This is a genomic window from Burkholderia sp. Se-20373 (assembly GCF_017104705.1).
Taxonomy (GTDB): domain Bacteria; phylum Pseudomonadota; class Gammaproteobacteria; order Burkholderiales; family Burkholderiaceae; genus Burkholderia.
Map to the genome: position 1 here is coordinate 77,017 of NZ_JAAGPH010000011.1, position 16,043 is coordinate 93,059.

The window sequence follows — 16,043 nt, forward strand, 5'->3', positions numbered from 1 at the left end:
GCGCGACGGGCACAAGCGGCCGATGGCACGAATCTCGCAGATAGGGATTCGCACGGCGGGCCCGCGTGCCGATCCGCGTTAGCGGCTGGCGTCAAGCGCCGGCCCGAAGGCAATCGGCCACCGATAGGACAACGAATATTTTATGGCCCCCTGCACCACACGTAGCTAGCCGCGCGGCAACGAGGCATCGCGCGCATGGGGAGGCCATGATGCATAAGACGAAACAACCGTCCCGCCCGGCGGGACGGCGCCCTCGTGCAACCTTGCTGGCCGCAGCCGCGTTTGCGTGCTGCTGCTCGTATGCCGTCGCACAAACCACCACGCCTGATTCCGCGCCCGGCGCGAACGCCGGCTCGGACACCATCATGACGCTGGTCGCGGACGCTACGTCATGCGCAGCCGATCCGGCTGGGTGTGCGGTGCAGGTCTATGCCGGTCATGGTATCGGCGGGAACGGGGCCGGCCCGAGCGGCAGTGGTAGCGGCAGCCCTGGGCCGGCCAACGGTAGTGGCAGCGGCAACGGTAGCGGGGGAAATAACGGCAACGGTGCCGTCGGACCTGCCGGTGTCGGTGGAACGACAGGCGGAACGTCCGGCGGGACGAGCGGCACGGGTCGCAGCGGCAACTCGTCCGGCAACGGTGGTAACGGTAGTTCCGGTGGTGGTGGTGGTACTTCCGGTGGTGGTACTTCGGGTGGCGGCACTTCGGGAGGCGGCACTTCGGGTGGCGGTACTTCGGGTGGCGGTACTTCGGGTGGCGGTACTTCGGGTGGCGGCACTTCGGGTGGCGGCACTTCGGGTGGCGGCACTTCGGGTGGCGGCACTTCGGGTGGCGGTACTTCGGGTGGCGGCACTTCGGGTGGCGGCACTTCCGGTGGTGGTACTTCGGGTGGCGGCACTTCGGGTGGCGGCACTTCCGGTGGTGGCACTTCCGGTGGCGGTACTTCGGGTGGCGGTACTTCGGGGGGCGGCACTTCCGGTGGCGGTACTTCGGGTGGCGGCACTTCGGGTGGCGGCACTTCCGGTGGTGGCACTTCCGGTGGTGGCACTTCCGGTGGCGGTACTTCGGGTGGCGGTACTTCGGGGGGCGGCACTTCCGGTGGCGGAGGCCATGGCGGACACGGTGGCGGTGGCGATGGTGGCGGCCACGGCGATGGTGGCGGTCACGGCGACGGCGGTGGCCATGGCAACGGTGGCAGCCACGGCGACGGTGGCGGTCATGGCGACGGCGGTGGTCACGGAGACGGCGGCGGTCACGGCGACGGCGGCGGTCATGGCGACGGCGGTGGCCATGGCAACGGTGGCGGTCATGGCAACGGTGGCGGTCATGGCGACAGCGGCGGTCACGGCGACGGTGGTGGCCATGGCAACGGTGGCGGTCATGGCGACAGCGGCGGTCACGGCGACGGTGGCGGCCATGGCAACGGTGGTCAAGGCAATGGCGGTGGCAACGGCGCCTCGGGCAATGGCGGCGGTCACGGCAACGGTGGCGGCCATGGCAACGGTGGTCAAGGCAATGGCGGCGGCAACGGCAGCTCGGGCAATGGCGGTGGTCACGGCGACGGCGGCGGCCATGGCAACGGTGGTCAAGGCAATGGCGGTGGCAACGGCGGCTCGGGCAATGGCGGCGGTCACGGCAACGGCGGCTCGGGCAACGGCGAAGGCAACGGCAACGGTGGCCACGGCAATGGCGGCGGCAACGGCAATGGCAGTGGTGGCGCCGGCAATGGCGGGCCCAACGGTGTCGGCAATGGCCACGGCACCGGCAACGGCAATGGCGGCGGTCACGGCAACGGCGGCTCGTCCGGCGGCAACCACTGACCGGACACGTTGCCTGGCCGGGTGCCGTCAGAGCATCTCGAGCGCGCGCTTGCTGCGCGGCGGACGGAAATACGCGTCAAGCCGCGCGCGCTCGTCATCGCTCAATTCGAAATCGAGCGCGGCGCGATTGTCGCGCACGTGCTCGATCTTCGATGCCTTCGGGATCGCGAATACGCCCGGCTGCGCGAGCACCCATGCCAGCGCGACGCGCATCACCGACACGCCGCGCAGCCGCGCGATCTCGTCGAGCGGCGAACGCTTCGGTAACCGCCCATGGTCGACCGGGCTGTACACCATCGCCGGCATCCGGTGATCGGCGAGCCAGGGCAGCAGGTCGAATTCCGGGCCGCGCCGCGCGATGTTGTAGAGGATCTGGTTGGTCGCGCAGGCACCGCCGCCCGCGTCGTCGACGAGTTCCTCCATATCGGCCGTATCGAAGTTGCTCACGCCCCAGCGACGAATCTTGCCCGCGCGCTGCAGCGCCTCGAAGCCCTCGACCGTTTCCTCGAGCGGCACCGAGCCGCGCCAGTGCAGCAGGTACAGATCGAGACGATCGGTGCGCAGGCGCTTGAGGCTCGCGTCGCACGCGGCAACGACGCCGCGCCGGCTCGCATGGTGCGGATAGACCTTGCTGACGAGGAACACGTCGTCGCGCAGGCCCGCGAGTGCTTCTCCGACCAGTTCCTCGGTCGCGCCGTCGCCGTACATCTCGGCCGTATCGACCAGCGTCATCCCGAGTTCGACGCCTTCGCGCAGCGCCGCGATCTCGTCTGCTCGGCGGGCGGGCCGCTCACCCATTTCCCAGGTGCCCTGACCGAGCTTCGGAATCGTCTCGCCGTCCGGCAGGACGACCGTGGCGATCGTGTCTGTCATGCGTTCCTCGTTGCGGGTTCGTGGCCGCGCAGCGCGGCCGAAGCATGGAATACGACGCGTCAGTGTAGTCAATCGGCACGCCGACGGCCTATTGCACGGCAAAAACCGGCTATAACGGCACCGCATGATGACTTAGAATGGCCGCAACCTGATCGATACCCATTCCATGAAGGCACCCACGGACGACCGGTGGCAGGACCTGCGCCCCGACCCGGACAACGACACGCCGCTGTACCTGCAGCTCGCCCGCAAGCTCGGCGACGCGATCCACGACAACCGCTGGACAGCCGGCGAGGCCCTGCCTTCGGAGCGCGTGCTGTCCGATGCGCTCGGCGTGTCGCGCATCACCGCGCGCAAGGCGATCGCGCTGCTCGTCGAGCAGGGCTTGATCCGCCGCACGCAGGGCGCGGGCAATTTCATCCAGCCGCGCTACGAGGATCCGCTGTCGCGACTGTCGAGCTTCAGCGAAATGCTCGAGCGCCGCGGCTTCAAGCCGAGTTCGCAATGGCTCGCACGCGAAATTCAGCCGGCGAACCGCGACGAAGTGATCCAGCTCGGACTGTCGCCGGCCGCATCCGTTACACGCCTGAAACGCCTGCGCCTCGCCGACGGCATCGTGATGGCCGTCGAGAACTCGACGTTCCCCGCGACGCTGATTCCCGATCCGCAGGCGATCGGCGGTTCGCTGTACAGCTATCTCGAAGCGCGCGGCACGCCGATCGTGCGCGCGCTGCAGCATTTCCGCGCGGTCAACGCGACCGACGAAATCGCCGAACAGATGGGCATCGCGCCGCACGACGCGCTGCTGCTGATCACGCGGATCGGCTATACGTCGGACCAGCGCGCCATCGAACTGACCGATACCTACTGCCGCAACGACTACTACGACTTCGTCGTCGAGCTGCGCAAGTAACGCCGGCCGCGCGGCCGCCGCTTACCGCCAGCGCGCGACGTCGGTGCCGGGCGGCACGGGCGGCCGCTCGAACGCCGGCGGCGTGGCCGACAGACGCTCGGCCGGCCGCACGGTATCGAGCATGCCGAACGGCGATGCGACGCGATCGAACCGGTCGCGCACGTCGGCGGCCGCGAGATCGGGCGCACCCAGGCCGTCCGGCACATTGCCGAACGACTGCAGCCAGCGTCCCGTCTGCGCGAGCGACACCCGCACGTGCCAGCTTCCGCCTTCGCTCGCCCGCCGCGCGAGCGCGATCATCGCGCCGAACGCCGCGAGATACCCCGTCGCGTGATCGAGCGCCTGGCACGGCAGATGGCGCGGCGCGTCCGCGTGCGCGGCCTGCTGCTCCTGCCATGCGATCCCGCTCGCCGACTGCACGAGGCTGTCGAAGCCGCGCCGCGCCGCCCACGGCCCCGCATGTCCGTACGCCGAGATCGACACGCACACGATGCCCGGCCGCCGCTCCGCCAGCGCGTGCGGTGCGAATCCGCGGGCCGCGAGCGCGCCGGGGCGGTACGACTGCAGGAACACGTCCGCATCGCGCACGAGCGCGTGCAGCGTATCGACACCGGCCGCATCGCGCAGGTCGATCCACGTCGAACGCTTGCCGCGCCCGTTGTCGATCACGAGCGGCGCGATGTTCGGCAGGTGCGGGCCGTTGACGAGCAGTGTCTGCGCGCCGTGCGACGCCAGCGTGCGGCCCGCGACCGGCCCCGCGATGATGCGCGTGAGATCGAGCACGCGCACACCCGTGAGCGGCTGGCCGGCTTCGCCGCGACCGATCGGCTCGAGCGGCGCATCGCCGATCCGCTCGATCTCGAACAGCGGCAGCGACGCGATCGCGCGCGCTTGCTCGAGCGACGCCCACTCGTCAGGTGTTCTGATCAATGCGGCGCACAGCCCGGCGTCGGCCAGCGCGGTATCGAGTGCCGCGCCATCCCACGTGCGGATCGCCGCGGCGACATCGTCCCGCTGCGCGCCGCAGCCGAGTACGTCGAGAATGCCGCTCAAGTGATGCGGGAAGTTCGCGTGCAACTGGACCCAGCGTCCGTCGCCCGTCTCGAAGAAGCCCGTCACCGGATGACGCAACTCCGGCGGCGGACCATCGTCCACGCGCAGGTAGCGTTCGCTGCGGAACGCGACGAGCGCGTCGCGCACCGACACGTCGACGGATTGCGCAACACCCGTGCGAAGCCGGTGGCATTCGGCCGCCGCGAGCCCGGCTGCCGCGACCGTCGCCGCGGCCAGCGTGCCGACCCGGAAGGTCGAAGGCAGCGTCGGGTCCTGCCCCGTTACGGTTGCACGGGCCAGCGCGCCGGGGTCGCCGTGTGCGAGCCGCCACAGATGCGCCAAAGCAAGTTCGGGTGTCATGGCGGAATGGACGGAGAGGAAGACAACATCGAGTCTAGGGTCGGCGGCAGTCGCGAACAATCCCGATTGCACGAATCCGCAGAGCACATACGGTCGTATTCCCTGCGTACCGGCAGAAACGGCCGACCTCACGCCTTTCAGTGCGCTGGAAACCTGCCGGTATCCTCGATGCCGGCGTGAACCCCTGCACATGTGAACCGCGGCCTGCTGCGCTCATTACCGGATCGCGCAACCGGGTACCGCACTCCATCACGCGAATCGAGTGCGGCTGCCCGCACGCTGCCGTGCCGACGCGAAACGCTCGCGCGCCAGCGTCGAACGTTCGTTCGACCGGAACGTACCGGAACTGGACTCGCAGATCACGCTGATCGCCGCATGACCGCACGGCCGGCTGGATCACACATGCGCTCGAACACTGCACGCACGGAGCGCTGATCCCGCGCCGGGCGCGCTACGTCGGCAGTGATACGGACGCATGGCGCCGGCCGTCTCGCCACGCGACGAACGGCCTCCACCACGCCTGCGCGGCGCGCCTCGCCGGCCCCTCGAGCGGACCGAACGCGAACGTCGCCCCCTGCGGCCCCGCGCTGACCCATACGCGCATGCCGGGCACCAGCATCAGCGCAGCCCCGGCGCCAAGCCAGTGATCGTCGGGCAAGCCCTCGATCGTCACCCAGACCTCGCCGTCGGCCACCTCCAGCGAGGTGCGATCGACGATCCGCCAGCGACCGGCCGGCTCGTCGCCGTCGATCACGTAAAGTCGCAGTTCGCGCATGGCAGCCTCCTGGTCGCACGGATCCGATGGCATCAGTATTTCGGACAGTGACAGCACACGGACAGATACGGCTGCAGACACTTTTGGCTGAACTGTACTGGTCGATCGACGGGGACGGGGGCTTCCGCAGGCGGACTCCGCGCCGTCCTTGCGCCGAACCGGCACGACGCGACGGCTTTCCCTACAATGTCGGCTGTCCCGCGCCACCCTCCCGCCCCCCATGTTCCAGCGCCCGCCCGCCGCCGCTCCCGGCGAAAAGAACCTCACCGTGATGCTCTGGCTCGTCGCAACGGGCTTCTTCATGCAGACGCTCGATGCGACCATCGTGAACACGGCGCTGCCGTCGATGGCCGCGAGCCTTGGCGAATCGCCGCTGCGGATGCAGTCGGTCGTGATCGCGTACTCGCTGACGATGGCGGTGATGATCCCGGTCTCGGGCTGGCTCGCCGATACCTTCGGCACGCGGCGCGTGTTCTTCAGCGCGATCCTGGTGTTCTCGCTGGGCTCGCTGCTGTGCGCAAACGCGCATACGCTGACTCAGCTCGTCGCGTTCCGCGTCGTGCAAGGGGTCGGCGGCGCGATGCTGCTGCCGGTCGGACGGCTCGCGGTGCTGCGTACCTTTCCGGCCGAGCGCTACCTGGCCGCGCTGTCGTTCGTCGCGATTCCCGGCCTGATCGGCCCGCTGATCGGGCCGACGCTCGGCGGCTGGCTCGTGAAGATCGCGTCGTGGCACTGGATCTTCCTGATCAACGTGCCGGTCGGCATCGCGGGCTGCATCGCGACCTTCTATTCGATGCCCGATTCGCGCAACCCGGCCGTCGGCCGCTTCGACCTGAAGGGCTATCTGCTGCTGACGATCGGCATGGTCGCGATTTCGCTGTCGCTCGACGGGCTCGCCGATCTCGGGATGCAGCACGCGGCCGTGCTCGTGCTGCTGATCCTGAGCCTCGCGTGCTTCGTCGCGTACGGGCTGTATGCGGTGCGCGCGCCGCAACCGATCTTCTCGCTCGAGCTGTTCCGGATCCACACGTTCAGCGTCGGGCTGCTCGGCAACCTGTTCGCGCGGATCGGCAGCGGCGCGATGCCGTACCTGATCCCGCTGCTGCTGCAGGTGAGCCTCGGCTACTCGGCGTTCGAGGCCGGGCTGATGATGCTGCCGGTGGCCGCCGCCGGGATGTTCTCGAAGCGGATCATCACGCGCCTGATCACGCGGCACGGCTACCGCAAGGTGCTGCTCGCGAACACGATCATGGTCGGGGTGATGATGGCGAGCTTCGCGCTGATGCGCGACACGGTGCCCGTCTGGGTGAAGGTCGTGCATCTCGCGCTGTTCGGCGGCTTCAACTCGATGCAGTTCACCGCGATGAACACGCTGACGCTGAAGGATCTCGGCACGGGCGGCGCGAGCAGCGGCAACAGCCTGTTCTCGCTCGTGCAGATGCTGTCGATGAGCCTCGGCGTCACGGTGGCGGGCGCGCTGCTCGCGACGTTCACCGGCATGCTGCGCACCGTGACGCCCAGCAACACGCTGCCGGCGTTCCATGCGACGTTCATCTGCGTCGGCATCATCACGGCGGCTTCCGCGTGGATCTTCGCGCAGCTCGCGCCCGAGATCCGCAGCACCGCGCGCAAGACCGACCCGTCCGAGCGCGCATGATGCGTGGTGCGCGCCGAACCGGATCGGCGCGCACCATCACGGTGCAGCGCGGCCCTGCGATGCGCATCTGAAACACGGCAATGCCCCGCGGGGCTCGGCCGCGACGCGCCGCCGCACGGGGTACGATGCCGTGCACGCTTCTTGCTCGCCTATTCTCTAGGTAAACTGGCAGTCCTCCTTCGGCCGACATCATGAGCATGATCGAAATCGATCCCCCCGGCTTTCAGCCGCCCCGCCCCGTCGCCGGCGACGACGGGAACCGGCGCACCGTGCTGTACGGCGGCTACACCGTGTTCAGCGTGTTCCAGCCCGTTTTCTCGGTGTCGCACCGCCGCGCGATCGGCTATCACGCGTCGCTGCGTGCGCACGACGAGGAAAGCCGCCAGGTGGCGTCGCACGAAGTGTTCACGCAGGCGGCGCGGCGCGGCGACCTGCTCGAGCTCGGCCGGCTCGCCGAATCGCTGCATCTCGGCAACTTCCACGCCTTCGACAGCCACGACGAATGGCTCTTCCTGAGCCTGCATCCGGCCGCGCTGATGGACACCGTCTACAGCGACGCGATGCTCGCGAACCTGAAGGCGCTCGGGCTGCCGCCGCATCGGGTCGTGCTCGAGGTGCCTGAACAGGCGGGCGGCGAGACGCCGCGCTACGCGGCGATCGTCGACGGGCTGCGCAAGGCCGGCTTCCTGATCGCGCTGGTCGGGTTCGGCGCGAAGCATTCGAACATCGACCGCGTGTGGCACCTGCATCCCGACATCGTCACGCTCGACCGCGGCATCCTCGCGCAGGCGAGCGAGCACTCACATCTCGAACGCGTGCTGCCGGGGCTGGTGTCGCTGCTGCACGAATCCGGTCAGCTCGTGCTGATGGGCGGGCTCGCGACCGAGCGCGATGCGCTGATCGCACTGGAGTGCGATGTCGATTTCGTGCAGGGCCAATACTTCGCGGGGCCAAGCGTCGAACCGGTGCAGCCGCAGGCCGCCGCGGGCTGCATGGATACGCTGTCGGCCGCGCTGCGGCTGCGCGTCGCGAAACGCGAGCGCACGCAGGCGGAACGGCTCGCGCCATACGTCGCGGCGCTCGAGGAAGCGAGCCAGACGCTCGTCGCGGGGGAATCGCTGACCGACGCGGCCGCAGCCGTACTCGGGCTGCCGGAGACCGCACGCTGCTTCCTGCTCGACGCCTCGGGGCGCCAGATCGGCGACAACGTGCTCGCGCGCGGCAGCGTCTCGCAGCGCGCGAAGCGCTTCCGGCCGCTGTTGCATTCCGAAGGGGCAAGCTGGGAACGCCGCCCGTACTTCATCGACGCGATGCGCGCGCCGGGCCGTGTGCACCTGACGGCACCGTACCTGTCGATCAACGAGGCGCACCTGTGCGTGACCGCGTCGATCGCCGCGCCGGTCGCGACCGGCATGCAGGTGCTCTGCGTCGACATCAACTGGGAAGCGGCACTCAACCGCGAATGAGCGCGCCGCCGCGCCGCGCTCATTCGGCCGCGGCAGCCTTGCGTACGATCAGCCGGTGCACGCGCTTGCCGGACGAAGCGCTGACGACCTCGTGCTCGTCGATCACTTGCGTACCGGCGCCGAGCGCCGCCCGCATCCGCGCCGAATCGAGCGGCGTATAGAGGCGGCCGCGCTCGTCGCGCAACGCGCCGTTTCCGGCCACCCGCCAGCTCATGTACAACGTGCCGCCCGGCATCAGCAGCTCGGCCAGCCGCGCGGCGGCAGCGGCCGCCTCCGTCTGTTCGAGATGCATGACGACCGTTTCGCACAGCACGTTGCGAAACGCGCCGGACGGCACGCCGGCCAGCGCCGGCAGCGCGGCCAGCTCGAAGGTGAGATCCGGATGGCGGCGCCGCGCCTCGTCGAGCAGCGCGGCGCTCGCGTCGTAGCCGCGCACGTCGAAGCCGCGCGACGCAAGCCAGGCCGTATCGCGCCCGGCCCCGCAGCCGACGTCCGCGGTCGGCCCCGGCGAGAAATGCTGCTCCAGCAGTGCGTACATGTCGTCGGGCGCAGCCTGGTCGAGCCAGTCCTGCGCGTATTGCGCGGCATGAGCGTCGTAGGCATCGAGAGTCGGGCGATCCACCATGGTGACGGCTCCGCATAGGCGTCGTATAACGCACTCCGCATCTTAGCCGTTGCACACGCCGTGCGGCATCACGCACGCCCATGCGGCGAGTCGTGCAGCCCTACGCAGCCCTCACGTCGCCCGCGCGCGGCGCTTGCGCGCTCAGCTCGGCCCACAGCGCATCGCCGCGCCAGGCCGGGCGCGCCGCCGCACGTTCCGCGTCGTGCACGAGCGCGCGCAGTCGCGCATTGACGGGCGCCTGCCCGCCGAAGTGCGCGGCCAGCCGCACGACCTCGCCGTTGATCCACTCGACTTCCGTCGCCCGCCCCGCCGCGAGATCGTCGGACATCGACGAACGCGCGAGCGGGTCGATCGCGAGCATCCGGCCGCCCAGCACGCGAAACGCCGGATCGGGCAAGTCGAGCACGGCCGGGAGCCACCCGGCCGGCAACGGCGTCAGCCGCGCGGGCCGGATCGCGGCCCGCGACAGCCAGTGCAGCGCTTCGCGCTGCGCAAGCGCGACGCAGCGCCGGTACGCACGTTGCGCGAGTTCGTCGCGCAGCGGCAGGTTCGCGAGCGCGTTGACTGCGTTGTTCAGGTTGAGCAGCAGCTTCGCCCATTGCACGGCCGGCATGTCGCGATGCAGCGCGAGCGGCACCCCGGCACGCGCGAATGCGCCGGCGAACGGCGTCAGCGCGGGGGAGGTTTCGGCTGCCAGCGCGCCGGCCGAACCCTGGTGAAACGCACCGGGCGCGCGCTCGATCACGTTGAACGGCACCATGCCGGCCAGCACGGTCGCTTGCGGTAGCGCTTCGCGCAGCACGTCGGCGTTGTGCAGGCCGTTCTGGAAACTGATCACGACCGTGCCGGGCCGCAGCACGCCGGCAAGCTGCACCGCGGCCTCACGCGTCGCGGCCGACTTCACCGCCACGAGCACGAGCCGCGCGGCCGCTGCCGCCGCCGGATCGGTCTCGAACACGACATCGGCCGGCGCGAGCGTCGCGCGATAGCCGCGCTGGTCGGTCAGCGTCAGCCCGTGCCGATGAATCGCGTCGCCGATCCGCGCGCGGCCGACGAGCGTCACGTTCGCGCCTGCGGCCGCAAGCCGTCCGCCGAGATAGCAGCCGACCGCGCCCGCGCCGAAGACGCAAACGGGTGCGTCAGACATGCGAATGCGCGCCGCCGTGCACGGGCCCGGCCCGACGCTCGACTTCGCGGCGCACGTCGCTGCGCAGTCCCGCGAAGAACGCGACCTCGGCGACGACGAACAGCGGCCCGACCATCAGGCCGACCAGATCGTCGACGAACGCGGGCTTGCGGCCCTCGAACCAGTGCCCGACGAACTGCACGATCCAGCCGACGACGAACGCGCCGATGCCGATCGCGAGCCATTGCGCGGTCGGCAGCAATGCGAGCGCCTGTGCGGCCCACAGGCCGAGCGCGAACAGCGCGGTCATCACGATCCCGAACCGCAGGTCGAGACGCAGGTAGAACACCGCGAACGCGACGGCCAGCAGCAGCGCCGGCGACAGCGCGACGCCGGCCAGCATCCCGAGCGCCGGCCGCGACAGCAGCACCTCGACCGCGAACACGATCATCGGAATGCCGACCAGATGCGTCGCGATGTTGCGCGCGTCGCGGTGGTAGGCCGCATACTGGGCAAGATGGTCTTCGAGTGTCTTCATCGCGTCTCCTGGTCCATGGTTGAGCGCTATGATGCGCGTCACGCCCGAGAACCTCTGTCAGCTACCCGACATCGCGTGCCCATGCCCTCTTCGCTCGCCCCGTACCTGCTGCAGATCGAAGCGAACCCGTGGTTCGCCGCGCTGCCGCCCGCGTTGCGCGCCGACCTGCTCGCCCGCGCGGCGCTGCGCCGGCTGCCGGCCGGCCATGCGCTGTTCCGGCGCGGCGACCCGCCGTGCGGTCTGTACGCGGTACTGGCCGGTTCACTCACGATAGGTGCGGTCGACCCGCAGGGCAAGGAAGCGCTGCTGACGGTGGCCGAGCCCGTTACCTGGTTCGGCGAAATCGCGCTGTTCGACGGCCAGCCGCGCACGCACGACGCGATCGCGCTCGACGACGCGCTGCTGCTGCACGTCCCGCAGGCCGCGCTGCTCGCGATCCTCGATGCGACGCCGCAATACTGGCGGCAATTCGCGCTGCTGATGGCGCAGAAACTGCGTCTGAGTTTCCTGACCGTCGAATCGATGAGCGTGATGCCGGCCGCGCAGCGGCTCGCCGCCCGGCTGCTGATGATCGCCGACGGTTACGGCGGGATCAGCGCCGGCCGCACCCGCATCCGGCTGTCGCAGGAAAAGCTCGCGGCGATGCTGTCGCTGACGCGGCAGACCACCAACCAGTTGCTGAAGGCGCTGCAGGCCGACGGCGTCGTGCGGCTGCACGTCGGCGAGATCGAGCTCGTGGACGTCGATGCGCTGCGGCGCGCGAGCGGGTTGCCCGACGGCCTGCGCTGAGGTTCGGCACCACCGCCACGCGACCTCCCCGCTGTCACCGCGTTGCGCTATCGTGGCGGCTCGTCCGTTCATCCGCCCGCCTCGCCTTGAGCACATCGACCGCCTCCGCCCCCTCCCGCCATCCGTGGCCTGTGTTCATCGCGTTCCTGCGGCTCGGCCTCACGTCGTTCGGCGGCCCGGTCGCGCATCTCGGCTACTTCCGCACCGAATTCGTCACGCGGCGCGGCTGGCTCACCGAGCGCACGTATGCGGATCTCGTCGGGCTGTGCCAGTTCCTGCCAGGGCCCGCGAGCAGCCAGGTCGGGATGGCGATCGGCCTCGCGCGCGCCGGCTACGCGGGCATGTTCGCCGCGTGGCTCGGCTTCACGCTGCCGTCGGCGCTGCTGATGATGCTGTTCGCGCTCGGCGTGCACGCGACGGGCGCGCCGATCGAAGCCGGTGCGCTGCACGGGCTGCGCATCGTGTCGGTCGCCGTGATCGCGCAAGCCGTGTGGGGCATGGCGCGCACGCTGTGCCCGGATGCGCGCCGCGTCACGCTGATGGCCGTGGCCGCCTGCGTCGCGTTGCTCGCACCGGCCGCGTGGACCCAGGTTGCGGTGATCGTCGCGGCCGGGTTGGCCGGCCTCGTGCTGCTGCCGCAGCCGCCGCGTGGCGCGCATGATCCGCTGCCGCTGCACGTGTCGCCTCGCGCGGGCGTGCTGTGGCTCGCGCTGTTCGCCGCGCTTCTCGTCGTCCTGCCGTTCGCGGCCCGTACGCTGCGCGCCGATACGCTCGCCGTCGTCGATGCGTTTTTCCGCACGGGCGCGCTCGTGTTCGGCGGCGGTCACGTGGTGCTGCCGCTGCTGCAGGCGGCCGTGGTCGCGCCCGGCTGGGTCGGCGATGCGGCGTTCCTGGCCGGATATGGCGTCGCGCAGGCCGTGCCGGGGCCGCTGTTCACGTTCTCGGCGTTCCTCGGCGCGTCGCTGCGCATGGCGCCGAACGGCTGGCTCGGCGGCACGATCGCGCTGGTGTCGATCTTCGCGCCGTCGTTCCTGCTGGTGGCCGGCACCGCGCCGTTCTGGGAACGCCTGCGCCGCAGCACGCGCATGCAGGCCGCGCTCGCAGGCGTGAACGCGGCCGTCGTCGGGCTGCTGGTCGCCGCGCTCTATCACCCGGTCTGGACCGACACGATCGTGGCGCCGCGCGATCTGGCCGCCGCGCTCGTCGCATTCGTCGCGCTGGTGTTCTGGCGCGTGCCGCCGTGGGCCGTCGTGATCGCAAGCGCGACGCTCGGCTGGGGGCTCGGCCTCCTGGCCTGACCCGGTACGCGCGGCACGTTCCACCGCGTCAAAAACAAAAAAGCCCTCGTTTCGAGGGCTTTTCTTGCTGGGTGCCGTGCGCCGTAGCGGCGCGCAGGCGCCGGACCTTACGCGAAGTTCTTCGCTGCGAAGTCCCAGTTCACGATGTTCCAGAACGCTTCGACGAACTTCGGACGTGCGTTGCGGTAGTCGATGTAGTACGCGTGTTCCCACACGTCGATCGTCAGCAGTGCCTTGTCGGCGGTCGTCAGCGGCGTTGCTGCGTTGCTCGTCGACACGATGTCGAGCGAACCGTCAGCCTTCTTCACGAGCCATGCCCAGCCCGAGCCGAACGTGCCGACCGCGGCCTTCGTGAACGCTTCCTTGAATGCGTCGTACGAACCCCACTTCGCGTTGATCGCGTCGCCCAGCGCGCCCGTCGGTGCGCCGCCGCCGTTCGGCGACAGGCTGTTCCAGAAGAACGTGTGGTTCCAGATTTGCGCGGCGTTGTTGAAGATGCCGCCCGACGACTTCTTCACGATCTCTTCCAGCGACAGGTTTTCGAATTCCGTGCCCGGGATCAGATTGTTCAGGTTCGTCACATAAGCCTGATGGTGCTTGCCGTAGTGGTACTGGATCGTCTCGAGCGAGATGGTCGGCGCGAGTGCGTCTTCAGCGTACGGGAGCGGCGGGAGCGTATGAGCCATGGCGATTCCTTCGTTGAGTATGTAGGGAGGCTGTGTTGGATGCTGCCGAGCGTCCGATTGTAGGCGAGGACGAATAACCCCGCAAACTCACGGGCCATTTATCCGCGGTATGCGGAAAAGCGATGTTTGCGCAACGTCCGGCAGGACGAATCCGTCGAGGAGCAGCATCCGTTCCCGTGCACGATGCGTCCGTTGCGACAACCTTCGCGCCGCTTGCCCCCGTTACGTCAGATCGTATCGGTCAGCCGCGGCTGCACGTCGGCGATCGACACGTCGGCCGAGCCTTCCGCGAGATGCACGGTCAGGCGGCGCTGCGGCTTCAGCGCGTTCGGCGTGCGCACCGCCCGGCCCGTCTGCGCATCGATCAGCGCCGCATAGCCGCGCTCGAGCGTGCGCTGCGGGCTCAGCACCTCGAGCCGTGCCGCACAGGCTGACACGCGGGCCGTGTCGCGTTCGTGACGGCGCCGCAGGGCCAGCGCAAGACGCTGCGACAGCCCCGCAAGCGCCTGGCGCGCCTGCGAAGGATCAGGCCGTGCGCGCTGCCAGCGCAGCTGCGCGAGCGCGAACCGCGCGCGCGCGTCGCGTACCGGCCGCGACGCCGCCGACGCCAGCCGCACCGCGAGCTGCTCGACGTGCGTGCGCTGCCGCTGCAGCCGCTCCGCCGGGCTCACCAGCCGGCGCGCGAGCCAGTCGAGCTGCTGCGCGCGCTGTTCGAGCCGGCGTTCCATGCCGCGCGCGAGCGCCCGCTGGCCCTCGCCGACCTCGCGCAGCAGCAGCGCGCGCTGCGGGCTCGCGAGTTCGGCCGCGCCGGTCGGCGTCGGCGCACGCACGTCGGCCGCGAAGTCCGCGATCGTGAAATCGGTTTCGTGCCCGACGCCGCTGACGACCGGCAGTTCGCTCGCCGCGATCGCGCGTGCCAGCGCCTCGTCGTTGAACGACCACAGATCCTCGATCGAGCCGCCGCCGCGACAGACCAGCAGCACGTCGACCTCGCGGCGCGCATTCGCGGTCTCGACGGCCGCGACGAGCTTTTCGGCGGAACCCGCGCCCTGCACGGGCGCCGGATAGACGATCACCGGAATGTGCGGCGCGCGGCGCGCGAGGGTGGTCAGCACGTCGCGCAGCGCCGCCGCCTGCAGCGACGTGACGATACCGATCGCGCGCGGATGGGCCGGCAGCGGCCGCTTGCGCTCGGGCGCGAACAGCCCCTCGCTCTCGAGCTGCGCCTTCAGCCGCAGGAACGCCTCGTACAGGCGCCCCTGCCCGGTGCGCCGCACCGCCTCGACGTTGAGCTGCACTTCGCCGCGCGGCTCGTACATCGTGACGACCGCGCGCACCTCGATCCGGTCACCTTCGCGCGGCGTGAACTCCGCGTACTGCGCCCGGCCGCGGAACATCACGCAGCGCATCTGCGCCTGCTGGTCCTTGATCGAGAAATACCAGTGGCCGCTCGCGGCGCGCGTGAAATTCGACACTTCGCCCGAAATCCACAGCAGCGGAAACGAGCGCTCGAGCATCGTCGAAATCGCGCGATTGAGCGCCGAAACGGGAATCACTTCGTCGCCGCCGCGGGTCGCGCCCGGTGCGGCAAATGGGGAGTCGGAAGGCATGGACGGTCGAATGAATGCTGGCGGCGACACGATAGTCCGACACGCACGCGACGTCCAGCGCCGGGCGCATGCACCGTGACGTTCGGAAGGTGTCCACACTTTGGCAATCATCGGCCTAAAACGCGTGAAAACCGCTGAAAAATCCAGACAATTCTCTCTAACACATTGATTTTTATATATTTTTAAATCTTTCTGAATGATTCTCATCCGATTCGAAGCCCACCCGGCGGGCGTTTGACGCCATCGAGCAGGGAGTTCTTCACAGAGTTATCCACAAGCCGCCGCGATCCGGCCCCGCGAGCTGCGGCCGCCGGTCGCGCTTGCCGCGCCCGCCCGCGGCGCGCTAGAGTGCCGCCTTCCGCAGACCCCGCGGCATGCGCCGCCCAACGGAGAATCCGCCTTGACGAATCCGTCCCACGCCGCGGCGCACCCGATGCCGCGCCCGGCCCGATGA

General features: G+C 69.6%; 14 protein-coding genes. 6 read left to right on the top strand and 8 right to left on the bottom strand.

The window, feature by feature from the left end; all coding sequences use genetic code 11:
• Positions 1–209 precede the first annotated feature (209 nt).
• Complete coding sequence (locus G3N96_RS39130; protein ID WP_241022512.1) at positions 210–1,820, top strand: hypothetical protein; 1,611 nt, start codon at positions 210–212, stop codon at positions 1,818–1,820.
• Positions 1,821–1,847: 27 nt separating this feature from the next.
• Here the strand turns inward: G3N96_RS39130 and G3N96_RS06600 are convergent, their stop codons facing one another.
• Entirely contained in the window at positions 1,848–2,693 is an 846-nt protein-coding gene (locus tag G3N96_RS06600) for an aldo/keto reductase (RefSeq protein ID WP_206136694.1), read from the bottom strand.
• A 166-nt stretch (positions 2,694–2,859) separates the two neighbouring features.
• On the opposite strand from G3N96_RS06600, the gene G3N96_RS06605 reads away from it, so the two are divergent.
• Positions 2,860–3,606 carry a GntR family transcriptional regulator gene (locus tag G3N96_RS06605; RefSeq protein WP_089440857.1) on the top strand — a complete coding sequence of 249 codons (747 nt, stop codon included), beginning with the start codon at positions 2,860–2,862 and terminating at the stop codon, positions 3,604–3,606.
• A gap of 21 nt (positions 3,607–3,627) precedes the next feature.
• On the opposite strand, the gene G3N96_RS06610 is transcribed toward G3N96_RS06605, so the two are convergent.
• A complete protein-coding gene (locus G3N96_RS06610) occupies positions 3,628–5,019 on the bottom strand; it encodes a CoA transferase (RefSeq protein ID WP_206136695.1) in 1,392 nt (463 codons plus the stop codon).
• A gap of 451 nt (positions 5,020–5,470) precedes the next feature.
• A complete protein-coding gene (locus tag G3N96_RS06615) occupies positions 5,471–5,794 on the bottom strand; it encodes a DUF2917 domain-containing protein (protein ID WP_206136696.1) in 324 nt (107 codons plus the stop codon).
• A gap of 220 nt (positions 5,795–6,014) precedes the next feature.
• Between G3N96_RS06615 and mdtD the strand changes: the two genes are divergently transcribed.
• Positions 6,015–7,451 (top strand): multidrug transporter subunit MdtD, encoded by a 1,437-nt coding sequence (mdtD, locus tag G3N96_RS06620; protein ID WP_124580986.1) that lies wholly within the window; start codon positions 6,015–6,017, stop codon positions 7,449–7,451.
• A gap of 191 nt (positions 7,452–7,642) precedes the next feature.
• A complete protein-coding gene (locus G3N96_RS06625; RefSeq protein WP_206136697.1) occupies positions 7,643–8,917 on the top strand; it encodes an EAL domain-containing protein in 1,275 nt (424 codons plus the stop codon).
• 19 nt (positions 8,918–8,936) lie between these two features.
• Here the strand turns inward: G3N96_RS06625 and G3N96_RS06630 are convergent, their stop codons facing one another.
• From G3N96_RS06630 to G3N96_RS06640, 3 genes are all read right to left on the bottom strand, one after another.
• Entirely contained in the window at positions 8,937–9,542 is a 606-nt protein-coding gene (locus tag G3N96_RS06630; protein ID WP_206136698.1) for a methyltransferase domain-containing protein, read from the bottom strand.
• A gap of 100 nt (positions 9,543–9,642) precedes the next feature.
• A complete protein-coding gene (locus tag G3N96_RS06635) occupies positions 9,643–10,689 on the bottom strand; it encodes a 2-dehydropantoate 2-reductase (RefSeq protein ID WP_206136699.1) in 1,047 nt (348 codons plus the stop codon).
• Entirely contained in the window at positions 10,682–11,206 is a 525-nt protein-coding gene (locus G3N96_RS06640) for an Mpo1-like protein (RefSeq protein ID WP_206136700.1), read from the bottom strand. The genes G3N96_RS06635 and G3N96_RS06640 overlap by 8 nt, the downstream gene beginning before the upstream one ends.
• Before the next feature lie 81 nt (positions 11,207–11,287).
• Here G3N96_RS06640 and G3N96_RS06645 point away from each other — a divergent pair, with 81 nt between their 5' ends.
• The gene (locus G3N96_RS06645; RefSeq protein WP_206136701.1) at positions 11,288–11,995 is read left to right on the top strand and encodes a Crp/Fnr family transcriptional regulator; all 708 of its coding nucleotides are present in this window, start codon (positions 11,288–11,290) and stop codon (positions 11,993–11,995) included.
• Between the two features lie 86 nt (positions 11,996–12,081).
• Entirely contained in the window at positions 12,082–13,293 is a 1,212-nt protein-coding gene (gene chrA / locus G3N96_RS06650; protein ID WP_206136702.1) for a chromate efflux transporter, read from the top strand.
• A 107-nt stretch (positions 13,294–13,400) separates the two neighbouring features.
• On the opposite strand, the gene sodB is transcribed toward chrA, so the two are convergent.
• The gene (sodB, locus tag G3N96_RS06655; RefSeq protein ID WP_011352986.1) at positions 13,401–13,979 is read right to left on the bottom strand and encodes a superoxide dismutase [Fe]; all 579 of its coding nucleotides are present in this window, start codon (positions 13,977–13,979) and stop codon (positions 13,401–13,403) included.
• A 227-nt stretch (positions 13,980–14,206) separates the two neighbouring features.
• A complete protein-coding gene (gene xseA / locus G3N96_RS06660) occupies positions 14,207–15,589 on the bottom strand; it encodes an exodeoxyribonuclease VII large subunit (protein ID WP_206136703.1) in 1,383 nt (460 codons plus the stop codon).
• Positions 15,590–16,043 lie beyond the last annotated feature (454 nt).

Coding starts and splice junctions, on each gene's coding strand:
- G3N96_RS39130 (WP_241022512.1), top strand. CDS start 210: ATGCATAAGACGAAACAACCGTCCCGCCCGGCGGGACGGCGCCCTCGT.
- G3N96_RS06600 (WP_206136694.1), bottom strand. CDS start 2,693: ATGACAGACACGATCGCCACGGTCGTCCTGCCGGACGGCGAGACGATT.
- G3N96_RS06605 (WP_089440857.1), top strand. CDS start 2,860: ATGAAGGCACCCACGGACGACCGGTGGCAGGACCTGCGCCCCGACCCG.
- G3N96_RS06610 (WP_206136695.1), bottom strand. CDS start 5,019: ATGACACCCGAACTTGCTTTGGCGCATCTGTGGCGGCTCGCACACGGC.
- G3N96_RS06615 (WP_206136696.1), bottom strand. CDS start 5,794: ATGCGCGAACTGCGACTTTACGTGATCGACGGCGACGAGCCGGCCGGT.
- mdtD (WP_124580986.1), top strand. CDS start 6,015: ATGTTCCAGCGCCCGCCCGCCGCCGCTCCCGGCGAAAAGAACCTCACC.
- G3N96_RS06625 (WP_206136697.1), top strand. CDS start 7,643: ATGAGCATGATCGAAATCGATCCCCCCGGCTTTCAGCCGCCCCGCCCC.
- G3N96_RS06630 (WP_206136698.1), bottom strand. CDS start 9,542: ATGGTGGATCGCCCGACTCTCGATGCCTACGACGCTCATGCCGCGCAA.
- G3N96_RS06635 (WP_206136699.1), bottom strand. CDS start 10,689: ATGTCTGACGCACCCGTTTGCGTCTTCGGCGCGGGCGCGGTCGGCTGC.
- G3N96_RS06640 (WP_206136700.1), bottom strand. CDS start 11,206: ATGAAGACACTCGAAGACCATCTTGCCCAGTATGCGGCCTACCACCGC.
- G3N96_RS06645 (WP_206136701.1), top strand. CDS start 11,288: ATGCCCTCTTCGCTCGCCCCGTACCTGCTGCAGATCGAAGCGAACCCG.
- sodB (WP_011352986.1), bottom strand. CDS start 13,979: ATGGCTCATACGCTCCCGCCGCTCCCGTACGCTGAAGACGCACTCGCG.
- xseA (WP_206136703.1), bottom strand. CDS start 15,589: ATGCCTTCCGACTCCCCATTTGCCGCACCGGGCGCGACCCGCGGCGGC.